The sequence below is a fragment of the Streptomyces sp. NPDC001750 genome (assembly GCF_042892615.1).
In the GTDB taxonomy this organism is placed as follows: domain Bacteria; phylum Actinomycetota; class Actinomycetes; order Streptomycetales; family Streptomycetaceae; genus Streptomyces.
Genome location: NZ_JBIAUE010000027.1, coordinates 77,641 through 94,798, shown reverse-complemented (window position 1 = coordinate 94,798; position 17,158 = coordinate 77,641). Strand labels below are relative to the sequence as shown.

The following is a 17,158-nucleotide window of genomic DNA, read 5'->3' as shown; positions in this document are numbered from 1 at the left end:
GCGTCAACGTTCTGTGGGCCCTGATCCGTGACCGACGGTGCTACCGGATCACACCCCCTGTCACCGAACCGGCTTGACAACAGCATTGGGAAGCACCTGGACGAGGTCTTCATCAAGATGAACAGCGAGCTGAAGTACCTGTGGCGGGCCGTGGACGCCGACGGCGCCGTCCTGGACATCCTCGTGCAAAACCGGCGGGACACCGCTGCGGCCAGGCGGTTCTTCCGCAAACTGCTCAAGAAGGCCTGCTCGGTGCCGCGGGTGGTGGTCACCGACAAGCCGCGCTCCTACGGCGCGGCCCACCGCGAGGTCATACCCTCCGTCGAGCACCGTTCCCACAAGGGACTGAACAACCAGGCCGAGAACAGCCACCAGCCCACCCGGCAACGCGAACGCGCCATGAAAGGCTTCCGCTCCGCTGGCGGAGCCCAGCAGCTCCTGGCCGCGTTCAGCGGCATCTCACCCCACTTCCGGCTACGCCGCCGCCTGATGGCAGCCACCGGATACTTACCGCGCCGAGATGACCACCCGCTTCGCCATCTGGGATCAGGTCACCGGCGTCGCCAGCCTGCCTGCCGCGGCCTGAGCGCAGAGCCGGAACCTGGCCCCACCCTCATTCCGCCGCCCTTGAAGGTCAGGCTTCCGTCATCGTGCTGGATCGTCCGGGGAGCATCGGAGGGCGGCACCAAGACATCGGTGAGCAGCCGGATCGGCGCGCCGTCCGGCATGTGGTGTCCAACACCGTGACGGCCGGGAGCAGCGGCTTCCACATCTGCACGACGTGTGGAGCAGCGGGCCGGTGCAGGATCATGCCCAGCGGGTCGGCGCTCACGATCCCTTCGCCCGGCCCCAGCACGGTGAAACCCGCCCGCTGGTAGTACGGCACCAGGAACAGCGTGCTGGTGGTGAACGTCCCCAGCATCAGCCGGTAGCCCAGAGAGGTGTAGCGCGCGACGGCCGTCTTGATCAGCCGGTGCCCCAGGCTGCATCCGCCGGCCTCCGGGGCCACCGACAAAGCCTCCATCTCCACCACCTGCTGGGCCACCCACGAACGGTGCCCCAGGCTCAGGAGCTTGATCGAGCCGATCCAGCCCAGCGGCGGAGCAGCCGGCAGCACCCCCACGACCTCACCCCGCGACGCTGGGCGACCCACGCCGACCGCAAACCGCACGAGGGATCAAGCCTTTGCCGATGAGCTACCAGGTGGGCGAGCTCCGGTCCGGGTCTCCGGTCGGATGAACTCCACCCTGCCCAGCAGTTCCACCACAGCATTCTCGTCGGCCGCCCTCGGCTCACGAATCAGCAATCCGCCGTTCGTGGTGCGCTGTGCTCGAACAGCGGCTCGCGCTCGCGATGCTCGTCCCATACCCCTCAACGAACCGGTCGTTCTTCCGGCACGCTGCGCCTTCAGACCGACCGCCACGGCCACCCGCGATTCCCGTGCAACCGGTCGCGCGGGGCGGGAGCGCCTGACCGCGGGCGAGCCACAGCTCGGCTTACTGGATCTCGCAGGGCCGTAGTCGCTCCGGGCGGAGATGTCCTCTGCCCGGAGCGGCTGGAGCAGGCTTCGCGAGAGCGTGCCAGAGTTGCAGCGACAGCTCCCGGGTCACGCGCGCCCGCGTGCCTGCACAAACACAGGCCATGCGGGTGCGGTTGGCCGTGGCATCAAGCGGACCGTGGTTCCAACGAGATGCCACGAGCACCGGAGCACGTCATAGTTCGAACGTTCCGAGTGGTCGGTGCGTGATCAGCCCATGGCGTCGGCAGCCTCAGGGTTGTATGTGAGCGGGGTCGGCTGGACATCCTTGCAATAGGAAACAGTCCCGGTCAGGGCAACGTACCTGGCAGAGATCCATGCCTGCTTGTCACGCAGCAGGAACCAGACGTCGTCGCCGGCGATGTTCTGCGCACGGACCTTGCAGCGCAGCCTCACCTGATCGTGGTACTTGAGGGTGCCCAGCACTGACGAGTCGGTGCTGGGGTACTGCCGCTCGTTCAGCCCATTCTGGCTGGTCACCGTGGCGTAAGGCTTCACGGGAAAGGACGCCTGAGCGGGAGCCGCGACGGAAAGCGGCGGAGCACCCAGTGCAATGACCGCTGCCGCAGCGCCTGAGCCCGCGGCGATGCGCCAAGAACGCCCGCCCAAGAACTTCAACATGACCGTTCCTCTCGCTTGTCTTCTGACGTTGGATGACATCTATCAGTGCGTGGGCTGCACGCCCCGCGCACCGCTCCGTCACCCCCCGGTGCCTCACCTACCTGGCCGACCAGCAGCGCGAGGACGGCTTTCCCCCGGACTGGAGCAGCAGCCGCCTGCACACCCTCTTCCGCGTCCGCCTCGCCGCCGCCCGAGGCCCCTCTTGCACGCCCGGACACGTGCGCCGCATGCTGGAACGCACCAATGTGCTGCTGCGCAAGGCATGCAACGAGGACGGCGGCTGGGGCCGGCAGGCCGGCGAGGCCAGCGACGTCACCAGCACCACCTACGGGCTGATCGCCGTGTGCGGGCAGGACGACCCAGGCGCGGCCGTCGACGCCGCGGACTTCCTGCCGGCTGCCCGCCGGGAGGACGGCGGGATCAGCGCGACGTCGGACTCCATCGGACCCCGCCCGTTCATCTTCGCGGTCCCGTCTCTCGCAGAAGTCTTCACCCTCCTCGCCCTCGGTCACCTGGTCACCGCACCACACAGCTGGCCCACTGGCTGCCGCCCCGCGCACGATCGGCAGCATGGTGACGGGCCTGTGGCGGTGCATTGGGGGGGCTACGAGTACAGCGGGAGACAGGTCTGTCCGATGTTCCTCGCCGATCCGGACAGGCGTGGTCGAATTGACGTACGAGAACAGGATGGGTGACCGGTGAACAGAAACCTGGCAGAAGTGGAGATCGCCCGCACGCTCTGGGGGGACTTCCGGACCCTGGGCGACAGATCCGGCAGTGTGCCCGATGCGCTGCGTCGCCTGCTGGCGGCCGCGGACGCGGACGAGGCCATGGCGGCCTACTGGGATCTGGAGAATGTCGTCGTGGTGCAGGGCCAGCTGCACAGCGCCGCCCTTCCCACGGTTTCCGTCCTGCTCGCGGGGCTGCTCGACGATGTGTCCGCCGACGCCCGTGATCTCGTCCTGGAGCTCCTCCAGCAGATCGTGATGGGTGAATCGGACGAGGACGAGGTCGCCCTGGGCAACACCGACCTCGGCGCCCGCTGCCGGGAAGCCGCACGCACGGGCCTCTGGCTGGTCTACCGCGAGTTGGGGACGCGACGCCGTGAAACGGCGCAGGCCATCCTGGAGAGGATCGAGGAGGACAGGCCGAGAATCGCCGCGTATGCGGCGGGGATCCGAGGCAAGTAGCCCAAGCAGCCGGGAAACGCGCACCGGCTCCCGCCGCGCCCAACACCGACGCCTGCCTGAACCTGCTGACCCCGTACAGCGCTTACGACCTCGTCCACGATTGGCAGTGGAGGAAGGAGCGGCGTCTGGGGCCTTCGAATCCAAGGCGGAGGAGGGAGTCGGATGGGGTCTCCCCTGCTCGAACGCAGCTGAGAGCTTGGGGAAGGAGCGTCGGTGACTGACGACAACGCCGCAGGCGGAGGTCCCAGACACCACGACGCCGCTGACAATCGTGGACGAGGCCGTAAGAGGTCGCGCAGATAGGCGCGGTGGGAAGCCCAGCGCGAGGCAGACACCGATCCTGGGCGATCACATAGCTGTCACGTTCTGTGATTTCCTGGGGTCTGCCGCGAAATGGAGTGGCTGCACGCCTGGCGGACAAGCTGTAAAGGTTCTGGGGCTTTCTCAGACCGTAGGAGCGTTCATCGAGGCGCGAGTTGCGGCGGAGATGAGAATGTCGCGGGGCACTCGCGCTGCAGCGGCAAGGGCGCGACCCACCAGGTAGGCGTGGGCGCCTGCTGGGAGATTTCCGCGGCGCCCGCTGAGTACCACGTCGATGGAGCCGGTGGTGCTGTGTAATTCTGCGGTTCGGTCCAATCGTCGAAGTGCTTGGCGGGCGACTGCCTCCGCGCTGTCGTACAGGGTGGTTCCGGTGGGCAGGCTCTGCAGAATCTCTGGTGCCACCAGCGGGTAGTGCGTGCATCCCAGCACTACGGAGTCGCAATTCTGGGGAGTCCGCTTGGCCGCGTCGGCGATCGCTTCTGATGCTGCGGCCATGTCTCCGAGGTCGATCGCCTCGGCCAGACCGGGGCATGCGACACCCGCGACAGGTCGACCGTTCGCAAACTCCGCGATCAGGCGTTTCTGGTAGTCACTCGCCGTGGTCCGGACGGTTGCCCACACGGCGATGCTCTCGCCGACCGCTGCCGCCGACTTCACCGCAGGCACGGTTCCGACCACAGGCACACGTGGTTCAAAACTCTCACGCAGAGCGTCGATCGCGGTGACGGTGGCGGTGTTGCAGGGAACCACGATGGCTTCCGCGCCTTGCTGGACGGCCAAGTGGGCGGCACTGAACAGACGGTCCGTGACGAAGGAGGCGGTTCTCGATCCCCAGGGGGCGCCGTCGGGGTCCAGAAATAGAAGCAGATCGAGTTCCGGGGCAAGGTGCCGAAGCCATCCGGTGGTGGAAAGGAGGCCAAGCCCTGAGTCGATCAACGCCACCATCATGAGAGTCAAGCTACCAGCCGGCCACTGGCGCGGGTGGCAGTCCGTCACGGGCGGCGGTGGGGGCGGGGGCGGGCGGTCCTCCCAGCGGTGAGTGGTCCACGCTCGGCAGATCAGGCTACGCACGGTGATGATGGTGTCGGCGAAGTCGAAGAAGGCGTCGATGACGGTGGCCCGGCGTTCGTAGCAGCGGACGAGACGATGGAAGGCGTTCTGCCAGGCGTGGGTGCGTTCGACGTGCCACCTCTGACTTGCCTGAAGGGGTGCCTTCTCGCCCTTCGTCGACCGCGGCCTGCTGGTCGGCCTGAGCGCGAACCCGGGCGGGACGCTGCACCACCCCGACCAGGTCGCACATCTGCCCGGCCCCCGAACAGCAACAGCCCGGAAACCGGTGGCACCCCGCGGACGGACCCGGGCCGATGCAGGTCCCCGACGACCTCGACACCAGCACGCCCACCGTCCTGCGGGTGTTCAGGAATCTGATGAAACGGACCAGCCGCCCTCGGACCGAGGTCGTCGACGCCCTGATGCACTACCTGCCGACGGCGGTCTCCGTCGGCTACGTCAATGACGACCCGGACATCGACCTGCCGCTGCCCGGCCCCGACTACGCCGACCAGATCGGTGTGCTGCTCGCGGCCGCGGGCAGCATGACCGGTTCGGCGAGGACGGGACGTCGCTGCTCCGGACCACCGTTCAAGACCCGTCAGGGGCACCGGACGGATCCCACCGGCGGGGAGCACGCATGCTGCCGGGAGGGGACTGGGGAGGCGGTGCGCGAGTGCCGTTGAGCGGACGCGGGAGCGGTTCGACGCGGTATGCGGCGGCACCTGGTGGCGCGAGTACTTTGCCGCGGGGAAGCCCGATGCGGCGGAGGCGGTGAGTAGCTGGCCGCCTTCGGCCCGATGACGCCAGAACTGGGAGGGCCCGAACGCATAACGCATCTGTACGGGCCCTTCACGCGGGGGGCGTGGTGGTCACCGTGCCCACCGATCGTCAGCGACCTCATGGGCCCTACAGGTGCTGCTGGATCCACCAGAAGCCGAGGCCGAGTTCCTCACCGCCGACTGGGCCCTGGCGGCCACCGCGTACAACCGGTTCGCCGACGAACTCGATACGTCGGCAGAGGAACCCAGCACACAGTACGCATCACGTTCGATGACGGCACCTGTCGCACAGCCGGACCCGGCCGAGACCGCCGTAGGGCCAAGTACGGCAGGCAAGTGAGGTGGCGGGGGGCGGCGGTTCCGGCCGCCCCGCCACAGCCGGGCCGGCCGGGGGCGTGGGCCCCGTTGACTCGCCTGTGCCGGCCGGTCAGCACGGCCCGGTGACAGACCAGGCAGGACCATCACCATTACGGGTCATCGCTTTGCTCGCCGTCCTGGCGGGAACACTCAGCCTCTCCGGCTGCGGCAGCGGCGACGCCGCCCCGGGCGCCTCCTCGTCCACGTCGGCGAGTCCGCCGTCCTCCGTCGCGGCCACCCCCGCGGCACCTCCGTCCCCCACGCCTTTCTGTGTCCGGGGTGACAAGGACTGGCTGGACAGCAATCTGCGTGGGCGCAGCGTGACCGGCTACCTGCCCATCGAGTTCGGCGGCCCGCCGAAGCTCTGTGAGCCCGTGGCCGTCCACGTCGGCTATTTCGACGTCTCCTTCACCACCGTCATGGACGGGGCGAAGCCGAAGCAGGGCTACACGGTGGAGACGGTCGACCGGCAGCAGTTCACCGTTGACGGCTCAACGCTGGTCGAGGTGAACCCGCCCTCCGGCAGCGGCAGTTCCGCCTCCTCGTGCACCGGGCGTCTGGTGATCATGTCGTCCGCTGCACAAGGCGGACCCGGCCGCGGCCGGCTTCGGTCAGGTCGCCTGAAAGGCCGGGGCCGGTCCGCAGCCTGGCACGAACCGGTGCCTCGACACCTTGGCCACCTTTCGCCCAGGCCCTGCTCGGTGAGGGAGCGGGCGAGGTGGGCCCGCAGGCCGGCCGTGTCGACCTCCAGGTGTGCTCGTTCGCCCGGGGGCGGAGGCTGACCCGGCTGCTGTTGCGGTGCGCCGGGCGGGGTCATGGGAGTGTGCGGGGTCATGGGAGTGTGAGGGTGTCGAGCCGGGTGGCGAGGTCGGGGTGGGCGGCGGCCAGGTGGGGGCGGGTGGCAGCCAAGGGGGCGATGAGGTCGGCGGGGTCGTCGTGGGCGAGGGCCGCGTGGAGTTCGTTGAGCGGGCGGCGGGCGGCGGCGGGGAGGTCGGTGAGGGCGGCGATCTGTCCGGCGAGGCGACGCAGGTCGGCGGCGTTGGTGCGGGCCCAGGCGGCGGTCGCGCGTTCGGCGGCCCGGGCCTGACGGGTGGCCTGGACACGCTGCTCGCCGGTGGTCCCGGCGGGGCCGGGGCGGCCGCGCAGGTAGCGGCGTTCGGCGGCCTGGCGGCTGGCGACGCCGAGGGGGTGGGCGAGGTCGGCCCAGCTGGCTCCCGCGTCGCGGGCCGTTTCGATCAGGCCGGTCTCCCATCCGGCGAGCCGCTCGCGTACCTGCCGCAGCAGCATCAGGGAGGCCAGCGCCTGCTCCGGCCCGGGACCGGGGGTATCGGGGATGTCCTTGACCCCTTGCTGGGCGCCGCGCAGGGCGTTGTCTATGGCGTTGAGAGCCGCCGCGGCGGCAAGGAACGACGCCGGGCTGTGGGCGTCGGTGCGGTACGGGGACGGCTGGTCGGCCGGGGTCACGGGCACCTCCCTCGGGATTGTCATCAGGGCGACGACAATGCGTTTGTCATCCATTGGATGACATGTTACAACGGTGTCAGTGAGGCGCATTGGCAGTAACTGCCTGAACCTGCTGGAGGTGTTTTCACGATGTTGATGCGCACTGACCCCTTCCGTGAGCTGGACCGGCTGGCGCAGCAGCTGATGGGTCCGGGCACATGGTCCCGGCCGTCGGCGATGCCGATGGACGCCTACCGCGAGGGTGACCAGTACGTGGTGGCCTTCGACCTGCCCGGCGTCAGCGCGGACGCGATCGACATCGACGTCGAGCGGAACATGCTGACCGTCAAGGCCGAGCGCCGGCCGGTGGCGAAGGCCGACGACGTGCAGATGGAGCTGTCCGAGCGGCCGCTGGGCGTCTTCTCCCGCCAGATCGTGCTCGCCGACACCCTGGACACCGAGCACATCCAGGCCGACTACGACGCGGGCGTGCTCACCCTGCGCATCCCGATCGCCGAGCGCGCCAAGCCCCGCAAGATCTCCATCGGCGTCGGCTCCGGCCACAAGGAGATCTCCGGCTGACACCAGCCGGACCGGTGCGGAGGACGGGCACCTGATCTCCCCCCTCCCCCGCCCTCCGCACCCCCATGGGCAGTCCGAAGGACAAGAAGGGGTGGCGGCCGAGATGACTCTGCGACGCGAAGCGTTCCTCGACCACGTCAAGGAGCGCGGCGAGTACGGCACTGTTCGGGAAGCCGAGCGCGCGGCCCGTGTGGTGCTCGCCCTGCTCGGCGCGCACCTGGTCGGCGAGGTCCGCGCTCAGCTCGCGGCACGCCTGCCGGAGGAATTCGCCCTGATCCTGCTCAACCCGCTGCAGAGCGCCGAACCGCTGCCGGCGGAGCGGTTCGTCCGCGCGACCGCCGCCTGGATCGAGGGCGCCACCGAGCAGACCGCGACCTGGGACGTCAGCGCCGTGCTGTCCACGGTCGCCGACACCGCCGGCGACGACCTGATGGGGCAGATCCTGCTCCAGCTCCCCGCCGGCTACGACCTCCTCTTCGGCCGCCCCCAGCCCACCTGACCCCTACCTCGGTGCCACACACCCGCACCGCTCCACGAAAGGCATGCACCGCAGTGATCACCGACGTGCGCGCACCGTCTGAGCACCAGCAGCCATACGGGACGGCGTACGAGCAGATGCTGGAGAAGGTCCGCTACGAAGGCGCCTACCCCACCCGCGAGAGAGCCGACGAAGCCGTCCGCCTGGTCCTCGCGGGGCTGGGACGCCAGCTGACCGGCGACGAACGCGTCGACCTGGCCGCCCGGCTGCCCCTGGAAGCCGCACGCGTCCTGACCGCGCAGATCCCCGACACCCAGCCCCTGACCGGCTGGGCCTTCGTCAAGGACCTCGCCGCCCGCTCCGGGGCCTCCCTGGCTACCACCCGCTGGGACACCGGCTCCGTCTTCGCCGCCGTCGCCGCCCACGCCGGCCCCGACCTCATCACCCGCATCCTGCACCAGCTCCCCACCGGCTACGCACTGCTGTTCGGCCAAGCCGAACTCACCCCCGCCGCGTAAACGGGCACCCGGCGCCCGGCGGGCCGCAAAAAGGACCTCCGGCCGGGCTTGGTGAAGTCCCCGATCGCGCAGATCGGGGACTTCCGCTTTCCGCCCGACCGACATGTAGCTGTGCGTGATGGCCGTCGCGGGCTGTGACTCTCATAAACGGTCCTTTGCCAGAGCAAGATCGCTCGACGGCCGGGAAGACTCTCCGAACCCCGGATCGGTTCGCACAACTCGTTCTCACGCAAAAGCGGGACGGATCCCCCTCTGGGACTTGGACATGACCACCATGCCTGTCCCTGCCAGGCCGCAGGACGCTGGTGCCACGGTTTTTACGCCGCAACCCTCGACGGCAACCGCATCCAGCAGTGGTGGGGACCACTCCCGCAGATGGGCGTCGCCGTTGCCTGCGGGCCGGCGAACCTCGTCGTCAGCGACATCGACACCCGCCCCACGCCACCCCCTCCAGGAAATCGGCTCCTGCCCGGCATCGACATCGCCGAGGACATCGACGTGTCCCAGATGACCACCGGTTTCCACACCCTGGCCGTCCTTGCCACACTCCGTGGGCAACACAGCCCCGCCGACGACGTCACAACTCTCAGGGTCCGAACACCCTCGGGCGGCCTGCACGTCTGGTACCGCAGCACCGACACCCGCCGCTGGCAGTGCTCCTCCGGCTCCGGCAAGACCCGGGCTTGGTGGCCGGTCCCACGGTGGTCCAGCGGTTCCTGACAGACACCTTCGGCGACGACGCCGAAGGCACCGAGATGATCGCCTTCCTGCAGCTGCTCCTCGACTACTCCATCACCGGCGACGCCGGCAGACAGGTCATGCCGTTCCTCTTCGGTGCCGGCAAGAACGGCAAATCCGTCCTTCTCGACGTCTCGATGAAACTTCTCGGCGACTACGCCGACGCCGCCCCACCCGGTTTCCTCATGGCCCGCCTCTACGAAAGCCACCCCACCGACCTCGCAGAACTCCACGGGCGACGCGTCGTCGTCTGCTCCGAGGTCAAGCCCGGTGACAATTTCGACGAAGCCCGCGTCAAGCCTCACCGGCGGCGACCGCATCAAGGCCCGCAGCAGGCGACAGGACTTCCCGCCTCGACTATGTCCGCCAGAGCCTCGCCCGCCTGCCCACCCGCGTCGGCAACCCCCACCACCGCGACGGCCGCATGGTCGGATACGCCACCCTCACCAGCGATGCCAAGGCCTCCCGCGCCTCTGGTACCTTCCGCCGCCGCGTTTTTTGGCTGCTCCCCCACGATCGCGACAGCCAACCCGAAGGCGGCGTGGCATTGCTGGCGCCACATGCCCAAGGCTGTCTCACGTCGTGTCACGACAAGTTCGCCTCAGGAAACATGCCATTTCCCGGGGCGGGCCAGGGTCTCTGGCCTCCCCCCGGGGGTTCGACTACTTCTGGTCCGAGGCCTTTGCGAAGTCCGCAGTCAGTCGAGTCCCATGGGCCCGAAGTGGGCGACTGCCGCACCAGTCAGCAAGGCCCAGTAGCGGTCTCCGTATGACCAGTGCCACCACTCTGTGGGGTAGTTGACCAGGCCAGCAGCGGTAAGTGCCGCACCCAGGATGTCTCGGTTGGAGCGGGCCTGGGCGCTGATGTTGTCGGCCTGGGTGTAACAGGCGCCCGCACTCTCTTCCGGAGTCGCGTCCATGTGGGTGCCCATGTCGAGTTCACGGCCATCGGCGTCTCCGAGCGTCAAGTCAACGGCTGCGCCGGCGCTGTGGGGTGCGATCTCAGGCGGAGACACGTAGCGGCTGGCTGCCGAGCGGACCTGCTCAGCAGACCATTCCGGATGATCGGCCCGCAGCTGCGTCGCGTACTCGTCGAAGTAGCGGCGTTGAAGGGACGGTGGGCGATACCCCTCGACGAACAGCAGCCGTATCCCTTGAGGTAGCTGTGCCTGGGCCTTGAGGAGTCGATCGAGCACTCCTTCCCGTAGATGGGCGAAGGCGCCGGCGGAGTCCTGCCACTCCCGCTCATCAACCAGAAGAGAATTGTCCCGTCGCACATCGACGAGCCGTTCACCACACTCCTGAACAGGCACGGCTGCAACCCTCGGGTCGGACATCAAGACGATCTCAGTCATGACGCGATCATCTCGTGACCTTGCGCCTTCATAGCTCTCTTCCCGTTACTCACTGAGGAAGGACTCTCGGACGAGTGCCCGTTTCCGACGTCGGGTTATTGACCTTGAGAGCCGGTTGGCTTCTGCTCGGCAGCCCGCGCCCCATCCCTACCCCAAGGAAGGTGGGCGGGGGCGGGCGCGGCGCTCCTCGGGGGCTCGGAGCGGGGGCGGACAGGGCGCGGCGAAGGGCGGGCGGCTCGTGGCGAGGGGGCCGCCTTTGGGTTGCGGCGGTTTCGCTCAGGCAGCGTGGCGGGTCTTGTGGCGGCGTGCCGCGACCGCGGTGCCGCCGCCGGCGACGATCAGCGCGGCGGCCACGCCGGCGATCGCCGTGGTGTTGTCGTTCGTGCCGGTCTCGGGTGGTGGTCAGGCTCGGCACATGGCTCGACAACACCCGCAAACGCGCCGTCAAGCTCACCGAACAACGCCGCACCGCCCTCGGTGCCCTCGGCATGCGCTGGTAGAGGGTGCGAGAAAGGACTGACGTGAGCAGCGATCAGCCTGGTGCCGGGCAAGGGCCGACCTGCATCAGCAGGCATCGAAGCAATGCGATGACAGCCGACTTGTGCCAGCCCCATGCCCCGAAGTACCGAGCCGCCGGTGCCGCGCCCGGGCTCGATGCGAAAGAGGTCCTGGCGCCGGCGCACTCGAGTACGTGGACTTGCGCCGCCCCGGGCGTCATCCTCGTCTCCGGCGATCGCCGGACCCGGCGCTGCCTGCGCGACGCGGGACACTGCCGGTGTGCCCCGCGTCGCGTGTCTGCTGGGCCTCAACCGACCTCGGTGATGCTGTGTGCTTTCACCCACATCTCACAGAACACGGTGTTGTACTTGGTGAAGGGGATCACGTGAGCGACCTCCCCCTCCGGTGTCTGGCACAGGACTGCGTGCCGGTAGTTGCGCGGGATGAGGCAGTTGGCCTCAGATGTTCGATTCCCGTCGATAGTGCGCAGTGTGCATCCGGAGGGCACGTCCAGCGTGCCCACGTTCAGGGTGGTGGAGGATGCAGCCGAGGTTGTCATATGTGCTTGCTCGTCGGCTGATGCGGCGTTGGCGTACGCGGCAGTGGCCAGTGAGGTGGCGAGCAGTCCTGCGGCCATCACTGTTTTAACGGTGCCTTTTGCGAGTTGGCGCATGATGTCCCTTCCTGTTGCGTGCCCACTGCTCAACAGCGTCCGATGGCACGGCGAGGCGGTCTCCTCAGACAGTCTGGCGCTCTCCGCGTTGGAGGTGGAGCACAATGGCGAACTCGAAGTCGTCCCGGGCATCGGCCTCGGTGCACGCATCTACTATGGCGTCGCCCTGCCCAAGGGCTACCGCAAGGATTGCATACGCCTCCGGGACGCCATGGTGAAGTACGTGCGCAGCGCTGACTGGCAAAACGACTTCGAGTGAGCGACTCCGGCCCCGTCTCCTTGTCCGATCGGCTCTCCGCGCTGTCGGACGCCGCCATTGCTGTGCTGGACGCCGCGGAGGTGCAGGGCCGGTCGCCGGTCGGCGTGGACGGCGCCCTGGGCGTGACTTCGGCGTCAGCCTCGACCCGCCGCAGCAGCAGCGGCATCCCGGCCGACTGACCCGGTGCCCGGCAGCGCCGGCGCCGCGCCCCGTCAGCCGCCCGGTCGGAAGGCCAGCACCGTGCTGTGCCCGCCGAACCCCAGGGAGTTGCTCAGAGCCAGCGGAACGGGCCGGTCCCGCGGGGCGCCGGCGACCAGGTCGAGGGCGGGGGAGCCGGGGTCGGCACGGTGGAAGTTGGCGGTGGGCGGGATGCGGCCGTGGGCGACCGTCAAAGCGGTGAGCGCCGCCTCGATCGCCCCGGCGGCGCCCATCGTGTGGCCGAGGACGCCCTTGGCCGAGGTCACCGACGGTCCGTCCGCGCCGAACAGCCGGGCCAGCGCCGCCGCCTCCGTACGGTCGTTGAGCAGGGTGCCGGTGCCGTGCGTGTTGACATGGCCGACCTCCGCCGCCGTCGCCCCGGCCGAACGCAGCGCCTGCGCCGTCGCCAGCCGCAGCCCCCGGCCCTCGGGGTCGGGTGCCACCGGATGATGGGCGTCGGCGGCGAGACCGTAGCCGGCCAGCCGCGCCTGCACCGGCGCCCCGCGCGCCGCGGCGTCCGCCGCCCGCTCCAGGACGAGCACGCCCGCGCCCTCGCCGAGCACGAACCCGTCCCGGTCCGCGTCGAACGGCCGCGACGCGCTCCCGGGTGCCTCCCGCCGCCGCGACAGCGCCCCCATCCGCGCGAACGCGGCCGCGCACAACGGTGTGACCATCGCGTCAGTGCCCCCGGCCACCGCCACGTCACACGCCCCGGCGGCCAGCAGCAGCGCCGCCAGCGCCACCGCGGACGCCCCCGACGCACAGGCCGTCGCGGTGTGCAGGACCGGACCCCGGGCCCCCAGCGCGAGGGCCACCTGCCCGGCCGCCATGTTCGGCAGGAACGCCGGGAGGGTGAGCGGGGAGACGGCCCCCGGGCCGCCGTCGGCGAGTTTGCGCAGCTGGGCCTCGTAGGTCCCGACACCGCCGGCCGCGGAGCCCAGCACCACCGCGATCCGGGCGGATTCCCTGGCGGCCGGGTCCAGCCCGGCGGCGGTGACCGCCTCGTCCGTGGCGGCCAGCGCGAACTGCGTGGCACGGTCGTGCTGCCAGGGCCGCGGACCTGGGACCCGCACGCGGGGGACGAAATCGGGGACGCGGCAGGCGAACGCGACCGGCAGCCCGTCGAGTTCGGGATCCGGCGCGGCGGTGCCCCGCCCGGCGCAGACCCCCGCCCAGGTCGCGGCGGTCCCGCAACCGGCCGGCGTGATCAGGCCGATTCCGGTGACCGCCACCCCCACATCATCCGCCGCGCTCACCGCGGGGCCCCGTCGCGGTGCGCACAGTCGGCGGGCAGCCGGTCCGCCACCGCCTGTGCCACCTGCGCCACGGTCAGATCGGCGGCGGAGTCGTCCTCCGCCAGCGGTACCCCCCAGTGCTCCTGGAGGGTGACGTACAGCTCGACGACGGCGAGGGAGTCCAACTCCAGCCCGGCGAGCGTCGCTTCAGGGCGGATCGCCGCAGCGTCCACCTCGAACTTGTCGGCGAGAACGGTCACGAGGTGGTCGTAGACAGTGGCCATGAGGAGGTCCTCCGGGGTGTGGTGGGGGTGGGGACGGAAGTGGTGAGCGGTTCCGGCGGGAGATCGCAGGGAAGGGCCGCCGGCCAGGTCAGAGCGGCTGAGGCCCAGGTCAGGCCGCCGCCGAAGGCGGTCAGCAGAGTGCGGGTGCCGGGCCGCACCCGGCGGCGGGCGGCGGTGTCGGCGAGGGCCAGCGGAAGGGACGCGGCGGCGGTGTTGCCGACGTCGCGGAGATTGCCGTGGCAGCGGTGCGCCGGAATCCCGACCCGGACGGCGACCGCGTCGAGGATGCGCTGGTTGGCCTGGTGGCCGATGAACGCCCCGACCGCTTCCGGGGACCAGCCGGCCGCCGCCAGCACCGCGTGGGACGAGTCCGTCATCCGGCGCACCGCCTGTGCGTACACCTCCCGGCCCCGCATCCGGAAATAGCGCTCCTGCCGGCTGGCGCGGCCCCCGGGGTCGGGCCGCCGGGCGCCGCCGACCGCGATGGCGATGAGATCGGCGCCGCCACCGTCCGCACCCCAGTCGGTGGCGGCCAGCGCCCCCGGCTCGCCCCGGTCGCCGGGCCGCAGCAACGCCGCCCCGGCACCGTCCCCGAAGATCACCGCGGAGTCCCGGTCCAACGGGTCGACGATCCGGGAGTACGTCTCGGCACCGATCACCAGCGGCCGGGCACAGACCCCGGTGCGGACCAGGGCGGCGGCCAACGTCAGCCCGTAGAGGAAACCGGAGCAGACCGCCGACAGGTCGAAGGCGGGCACAGCGTCCAGCCCCAGCCGCGCCGCGACCTCCGGCGCAGTCGCCGGGCACCGCCGGTCGGGCGTGGTGGTCGCCACCAGCACCAGATCCGCGCGGGCCCCGGCGGACTTCTGCGCGGCCCTTCCCGCGGCCACCGCGAGATCACCGGTGCTGATGCCGTCTTCGGCCACCCGCCGCCGCGCTATCCCCGTACGGGAGCGGATCCACGCGTCGCTGGTGTTCAGCACCCCACGGCGTCTGACGTCCTCATTGGTCAACACCCGCGGTGGCAGACAACTGCCCAGACCGTCGAGCACGGCCGTGGGCCTCACCTTCGTCATGACGAACGCTCCTCGCCACGCGGGTCGTCGGGCGGGAACGGCGACGGGGGCTTCGCGATACCGGCCAGCCCGCCGTCGGGCACGGACACCCCGCCGTCGAGGACCAGCGCCTGTCCGGTCAGATACGACGCGGCGGGCGAGGCGAGGAACCGCGCGGCGTGCGCCACCTCGTGCGCCTCCGCCCAGCGGCCCAGCGGGACGTGCGCGGTCAGCCAGTCCGACAGCGGCTCCAGGGAGTACGCGAAGGACGTCATGTCCGTCCGCGTCCAGCCCGGACAGAGCGCGTTGACCCGGATGCCCTGACGCGCCCAGCCCACCGCCAGACTGCGGGCCAGCGCGATCTGCGCTGCCTTCGAGGCGCCGTACGCCTCCATCCGCGGTGTGCCGACCACCCCGGCCAGGGACGACATCAGCACCACGCTCGCCCGGGACGACTCCCGCAGGTGCGGGTGGGCGCGCCGGCACAGCGCCGCGGTCGCGTTGAGGTTGACGGACAGCACGTGGTCCCAGTCGGTCTGGGCGGAGTCCTGGAGGGGAACCATGACCGGCGTGCCGTCCTCCCGCGCGGGCAGCACCCCGGCGTTGTGCACGACGCAGTCGAGACCGCCGAGTGCGGCCGCCGCCTCGTCCACCACCGCCTCCGGGACGCCCGGTCCGGCGAGGTCACCGGGGACGAGTGCGGCGGTACGCCCGTGGGCCTCCACGAGGGCGGCGGTCTCCTGGAGCGCGCCCCGGCTGCGCGCGGACAGCGCCACCTCGGCACCGGCCTGGGCGAAGGCCAGCGCGGTGGCTCTGCCGATGCCCCGGGAGGCGCCGGTGACCAGGGCACGGACACCGTCCAGCCGGAACGGATCACAATGTGTCGTCATGCGGAACTCCTCTGCGGTGAAAGCCGGATGGGTGCTGTGCTCATGGGTGGGTACGGGCCGGCGCGATACGGATGGCGGGTGCGCCGGTCCAGGTCAACAGGGCGCTGCCCCACGTCAGTCCGGCGCCGAAGACGGCCAGCAGGATCCGGCCGCCGCGCGGCAGCAGTCCGCGGGCGGCGGCCCCGGCCAGTGCGTACGGGGCGCTGGCGGCGCCGATGTTGCCGACCTCGTCGCCGACGATGACCAGTCGCCCCTCCGGGATGCCGATGCGTGTGCCCAGATCGCGCAGCAGCACGGGGTTGGGCTGATGGGTGATGAACGCGTCGATGTCCGTCAGCCGCAGGTCGTTGCGGGCCAGCGTCTCGCGCACCAGTTCGGGGAAGATCTCGGTGATGAAGTCCCGCACCGCCCGGCCGTCCATGTGCACCCGGTGGCGCCCCGCGTCGAGCGTGGCGGCGCTGGCCGGGACGCGGCTGCCACCCGCCGGGATCAGCACATGGTGGGCGCCGGTGCCGTCCGAACCGAGCCGGAAACCGGCGAAACCCGAGCCGTACGGGACGGGCCCCAGCACCGCTGCCGCGGCCCCGTCCGCGAAGAGCACCGCGGTGCCCCGGTCGGCCGGGTCGAGGAACTTCGAGTACGCCTCCACGCCGACCACCACCGCGTAGCGGGCGCCACCGCTGCCGCGCAGCCAGTCGTACGCCACCCGCGCGGCGAACAGCCAACCCGCGCACGCCGCACTCACGTCGAGGGCGACCGCGTTGCGGGCCCCGGTCAGCGCCTGGATCCGGCAGGCGGTCGACGGGCCCAGTTCATCGGGAGTGGAGGTGGCGGCGATCACCACGTCGACCTGGTCGATGTCGATCCCGGCGGCGGCCACCGCGGCGCGCACCGCGCCCGCCGCCAGATCGGATGCTGCCTGGTCGGGGGCGGCGACGTGCCGGGTGTGCACCCCGGTGCGCTGCGCGATCCACTCCGGGGTCACCCCGGCCGCGGCGGCGACGTCCGCATTGCCGCGGATGGCGCGCGGCAGATACGTACCCATGCCCAGGACACCGATGGCCGGGCGTGCGGGAGAGGGAAGTGAGGTCATGA

General features: G+C 70.5%; 21 protein-coding genes and 5 pseudogenes. 12 read left to right on the top strand and 14 right to left on the bottom strand.

Annotated elements, in window-relative coordinates; translation table 11 throughout:
- Positions 1 to 93: 93 nt before the first annotated feature.
- Positions 94 to 459: pseudogene (locus ACFYY6_RS31410) on the top strand (IS6 family transposase); the annotation flags it as partial.
- A 175-nt stretch (positions 460 to 634) separates the two neighbouring features.
- Here ACFYY6_RS31410 and ACFYY6_RS31405 read toward each other — a convergent pair.
- Both ACFYY6_RS31405 and ACFYY6_RS31400 read right to left on the bottom strand, forming a co-directional pair.
- Positions 635 to 1,123, bottom strand: coding sequence for a GNAT family N-acetyltransferase (locus tag ACFYY6_RS31405; protein ID WP_351524139.1), 489 nt, complete (start codon positions 1,121 to 1,123; stop codon positions 635 to 637).
- A gap of 624 nt (positions 1,124 to 1,747) precedes the next feature.
- Positions 1,748 to 2,158 carry an SH3 domain-containing protein gene (locus tag ACFYY6_RS31400; RefSeq protein ID WP_351524137.1) on the bottom strand — a complete coding sequence of 137 codons (411 nt, stop codon included), beginning with the start codon at positions 2,156 to 2,158 and terminating at the stop codon, positions 1,748 to 1,750.
- 32 nt (positions 2,159 to 2,190) lie between these two features.
- Here ACFYY6_RS31400 and ACFYY6_RS31395 point away from each other — a divergent pair, with 32 nt between their 5' ends.
- Positions 2,191 to 2,853, top strand: coding sequence for a hypothetical protein (locus tag ACFYY6_RS31395; protein WP_389196813.1), 663 nt, complete (start codon positions 2,191 to 2,193; stop codon positions 2,851 to 2,853).
- A gap of 3 nt (positions 2,854 to 2,856) precedes the next feature.
- On the top strand, positions 2,857 to 3,348 hold the full coding sequence (locus tag ACFYY6_RS31390) for a hypothetical protein (RefSeq protein WP_351524134.1): 492 nt from the start codon (positions 2,857 to 2,859) through the stop codon (positions 3,346 to 3,348).
- Between the two features lie 444 nt (positions 3,349 to 3,792).
- Here ACFYY6_RS31390 and ACFYY6_RS31385 read toward each other — a convergent pair whose 3' ends face one another.
- Both ACFYY6_RS31385 and ACFYY6_RS31380 read right to left on the bottom strand, forming a co-directional pair.
- Positions 3,793 to 4,617 (bottom strand): aspartate/glutamate racemase family protein, encoded by an 825-nt coding sequence (locus ACFYY6_RS31385; RefSeq protein ID WP_351519294.1) that lies wholly within the window; start codon positions 4,615 to 4,617, stop codon positions 3,793 to 3,795.
- A gap of 57 nt (positions 4,618 to 4,674) precedes the next feature.
- Positions 4,675 to 4,893: pseudogene (locus tag ACFYY6_RS31380) on the bottom strand (IS5/IS1182 family transposase); the annotation flags it as partial.
- Between the two features lie 140 nt (positions 4,894 to 5,033).
- Between ACFYY6_RS31380 and ACFYY6_RS31375 the strand changes: the two are divergent.
- Both ACFYY6_RS31375 and ACFYY6_RS31370 read left to right on the top strand, forming a co-directional pair.
- Positions 5,034 to 5,405 (top strand): hypothetical protein, encoded by a 372-nt coding sequence (locus tag ACFYY6_RS31375; RefSeq protein WP_388653910.1) that lies wholly within the window; start codon positions 5,034 to 5,036, stop codon positions 5,403 to 5,405.
- A gap of 229 nt (positions 5,406 to 5,634) precedes the next feature.
- The gene (locus ACFYY6_RS31370) at positions 5,635 to 5,841 is read left to right on the top strand and encodes a hypothetical protein (protein ID WP_351519236.1); all 207 of its coding nucleotides are present in this window, start codon (positions 5,635 to 5,637) and stop codon (positions 5,839 to 5,841) included.
- 462 nt (positions 5,842 to 6,303) lie between these two features.
- Here the strand turns inward: ACFYY6_RS31370 and ACFYY6_RS31365 are convergent, their stop codons facing one another.
- Positions 6,304 to 6,426: a hypothetical protein gene (locus ACFYY6_RS31365; protein ID WP_351635897.1), complete on the bottom strand. Its 123-nt coding sequence runs from the start codon at positions 6,424 to 6,426 to the stop codon at positions 6,304 to 6,306.
- A 263-nt stretch (positions 6,427 to 6,689) separates the two neighbouring features.
- Entirely contained in the window at positions 6,690 to 7,322 is a 633-nt protein-coding gene (locus ACFYY6_RS31360) for a type III effector protein (RefSeq protein WP_389196819.1), read from the bottom strand.
- A 129-nt stretch (positions 7,323 to 7,451) separates the two neighbouring features.
- Between ACFYY6_RS31360 and ACFYY6_RS31355 the strand changes: the two genes are divergently transcribed.
- The 5 genes and pseudogenes from ACFYY6_RS31355 to ACFYY6_RS31335 form a co-directional block, all read left to right on the top strand.
- Positions 7,452 to 7,883 (top strand): Hsp20/alpha crystallin family protein, encoded by a 432-nt coding sequence (locus tag ACFYY6_RS31355; protein WP_389196811.1) that lies wholly within the window; start codon positions 7,452 to 7,454, stop codon positions 7,881 to 7,883.
- 103 nt (positions 7,884 to 7,986) lie between these two features.
- Positions 7,987 to 8,382: a DUF2267 domain-containing protein gene (locus ACFYY6_RS31350; protein WP_351526204.1), complete on the top strand. Its 396-nt coding sequence runs from the start codon at positions 7,987 to 7,989 to the stop codon at positions 8,380 to 8,382.
- A gap of 53 nt (positions 8,383 to 8,435) precedes the next feature.
- Positions 8,436 to 8,879, top strand: coding sequence for a DUF2267 domain-containing protein (locus ACFYY6_RS31345; RefSeq protein ID WP_389196809.1), 444 nt, complete (start codon positions 8,436 to 8,438; stop codon positions 8,877 to 8,879).
- A gap of 168 nt (positions 8,880 to 9,047) precedes the next feature.
- Positions 9,048 to 9,965 (top strand): annotated as a pseudogene (locus tag ACFYY6_RS31340) (phage/plasmid primase, P4 family); the annotation flags it as partial.
- A 1-nt stretch (position 9,966) separates the two neighbouring features.
- Positions 9,967 to 10,176: pseudogene (locus ACFYY6_RS31335) on the top strand (DUF6009 family protein); the annotation flags it as partial.
- Positions 10,177 to 10,314: 138 nt separating this feature from the next.
- Here ACFYY6_RS31335 and ACFYY6_RS31330 read toward each other — a convergent pair.
- From ACFYY6_RS31330 to ACFYY6_RS31320, 3 genes and pseudogenes are all read right to left on the bottom strand, one after another.
- Complete coding sequence (locus ACFYY6_RS31330) at positions 10,315 to 10,971, bottom strand: M15 family metallopeptidase (protein WP_351524991.1); 657 nt, start codon at positions 10,969 to 10,971, stop codon at positions 10,315 to 10,317.
- Positions 10,972 to 11,247: 276 nt separating this feature from the next.
- Positions 11,248 to 11,352: pseudogene (locus tag ACFYY6_RS31325) on the bottom strand (LAETG motif-containing sortase-dependent surface protein); the annotation flags it as partial.
- A 424-nt stretch (positions 11,353 to 11,776) separates the two neighbouring features.
- Positions 11,777 to 12,142 (bottom strand): hypothetical protein, encoded by a 366-nt coding sequence (locus tag ACFYY6_RS31320; RefSeq protein WP_351524989.1) that lies wholly within the window; start codon positions 12,140 to 12,142, stop codon positions 11,777 to 11,779.
- On the opposite strand from ACFYY6_RS31320, the gene ACFYY6_RS31315 reads away from it, so the two are divergent.
- Both ACFYY6_RS31315 and ACFYY6_RS31310 read left to right on the top strand, forming a co-directional pair.
- Positions 12,141 to 12,401 (top strand): hypothetical protein, encoded by a 261-nt coding sequence (locus ACFYY6_RS31315; RefSeq protein ID WP_388652514.1) that lies wholly within the window; start codon positions 12,141 to 12,143, stop codon positions 12,399 to 12,401. The genes ACFYY6_RS31320 and ACFYY6_RS31315 overlap by 2 nt on opposite strands.
- Positions 12,398 to 12,580, top strand: a complete 183-nt coding sequence (locus ACFYY6_RS31310; protein WP_386609456.1) for a hypothetical protein — start codon at positions 12,398 to 12,400, stop codon at positions 12,578 to 12,580. Before ACFYY6_RS31315 ends, ACFYY6_RS31310 begins: the two co-directional genes overlap by 4 nt.
- Positions 12,581 to 12,613: 33 nt before the next feature.
- On the opposite strand, the gene ACFYY6_RS31305 is transcribed toward ACFYY6_RS31310, so the two are convergent.
- From ACFYY6_RS31305 to ACFYY6_RS31285, 5 genes are read right to left on the bottom strand one after another with little or no spacing between them, the layout of a single operon-like run.
- A complete protein-coding gene (locus ACFYY6_RS31305; protein WP_351524986.1) occupies positions 12,614 to 13,831 on the bottom strand; it encodes a beta-ketoacyl-[acyl-carrier-protein] synthase family protein in 1,218 nt (405 codons plus the stop codon).
- Between the two features lie 20 nt (positions 13,832 to 13,851).
- Positions 13,852 to 14,118, bottom strand: a complete 267-nt coding sequence (locus tag ACFYY6_RS31300) for a phosphopantetheine-binding protein (protein ID WP_351524985.1) — start codon at positions 14,116 to 14,118, stop codon at positions 13,852 to 13,854.
- Entirely contained in the window at positions 14,091 to 15,194 is a 1,104-nt protein-coding gene (locus tag ACFYY6_RS31295) for a beta-ketoacyl-ACP synthase 3 (RefSeq protein WP_351524984.1), read from the bottom strand. Before ACFYY6_RS31295 ends, ACFYY6_RS31300 begins: the two co-directional genes overlap by 28 nt.
- Positions 15,191 to 16,063 carry an SDR family NAD(P)-dependent oxidoreductase gene (locus ACFYY6_RS31290; RefSeq protein ID WP_351635304.1) on the bottom strand — a complete coding sequence of 291 codons (873 nt, stop codon included), beginning with the start codon at positions 16,061 to 16,063 and terminating at the stop codon, positions 15,191 to 15,193. The genes ACFYY6_RS31295 and ACFYY6_RS31290 overlap by 4 nt, the downstream gene beginning before the upstream one ends.
- 40 nt (positions 16,064 to 16,103) lie before the next feature.
- The gene (locus ACFYY6_RS31285; protein WP_351524982.1) at positions 16,104 to 17,156 is read right to left on the bottom strand and encodes a ketoacyl-ACP synthase III; all 1,053 of its coding nucleotides are present in this window, start codon (positions 17,154 to 17,156) and stop codon (positions 16,104 to 16,106) included.
- Between the last annotated feature and the right edge of the window lie 2 nt (positions 17,157 to 17,158).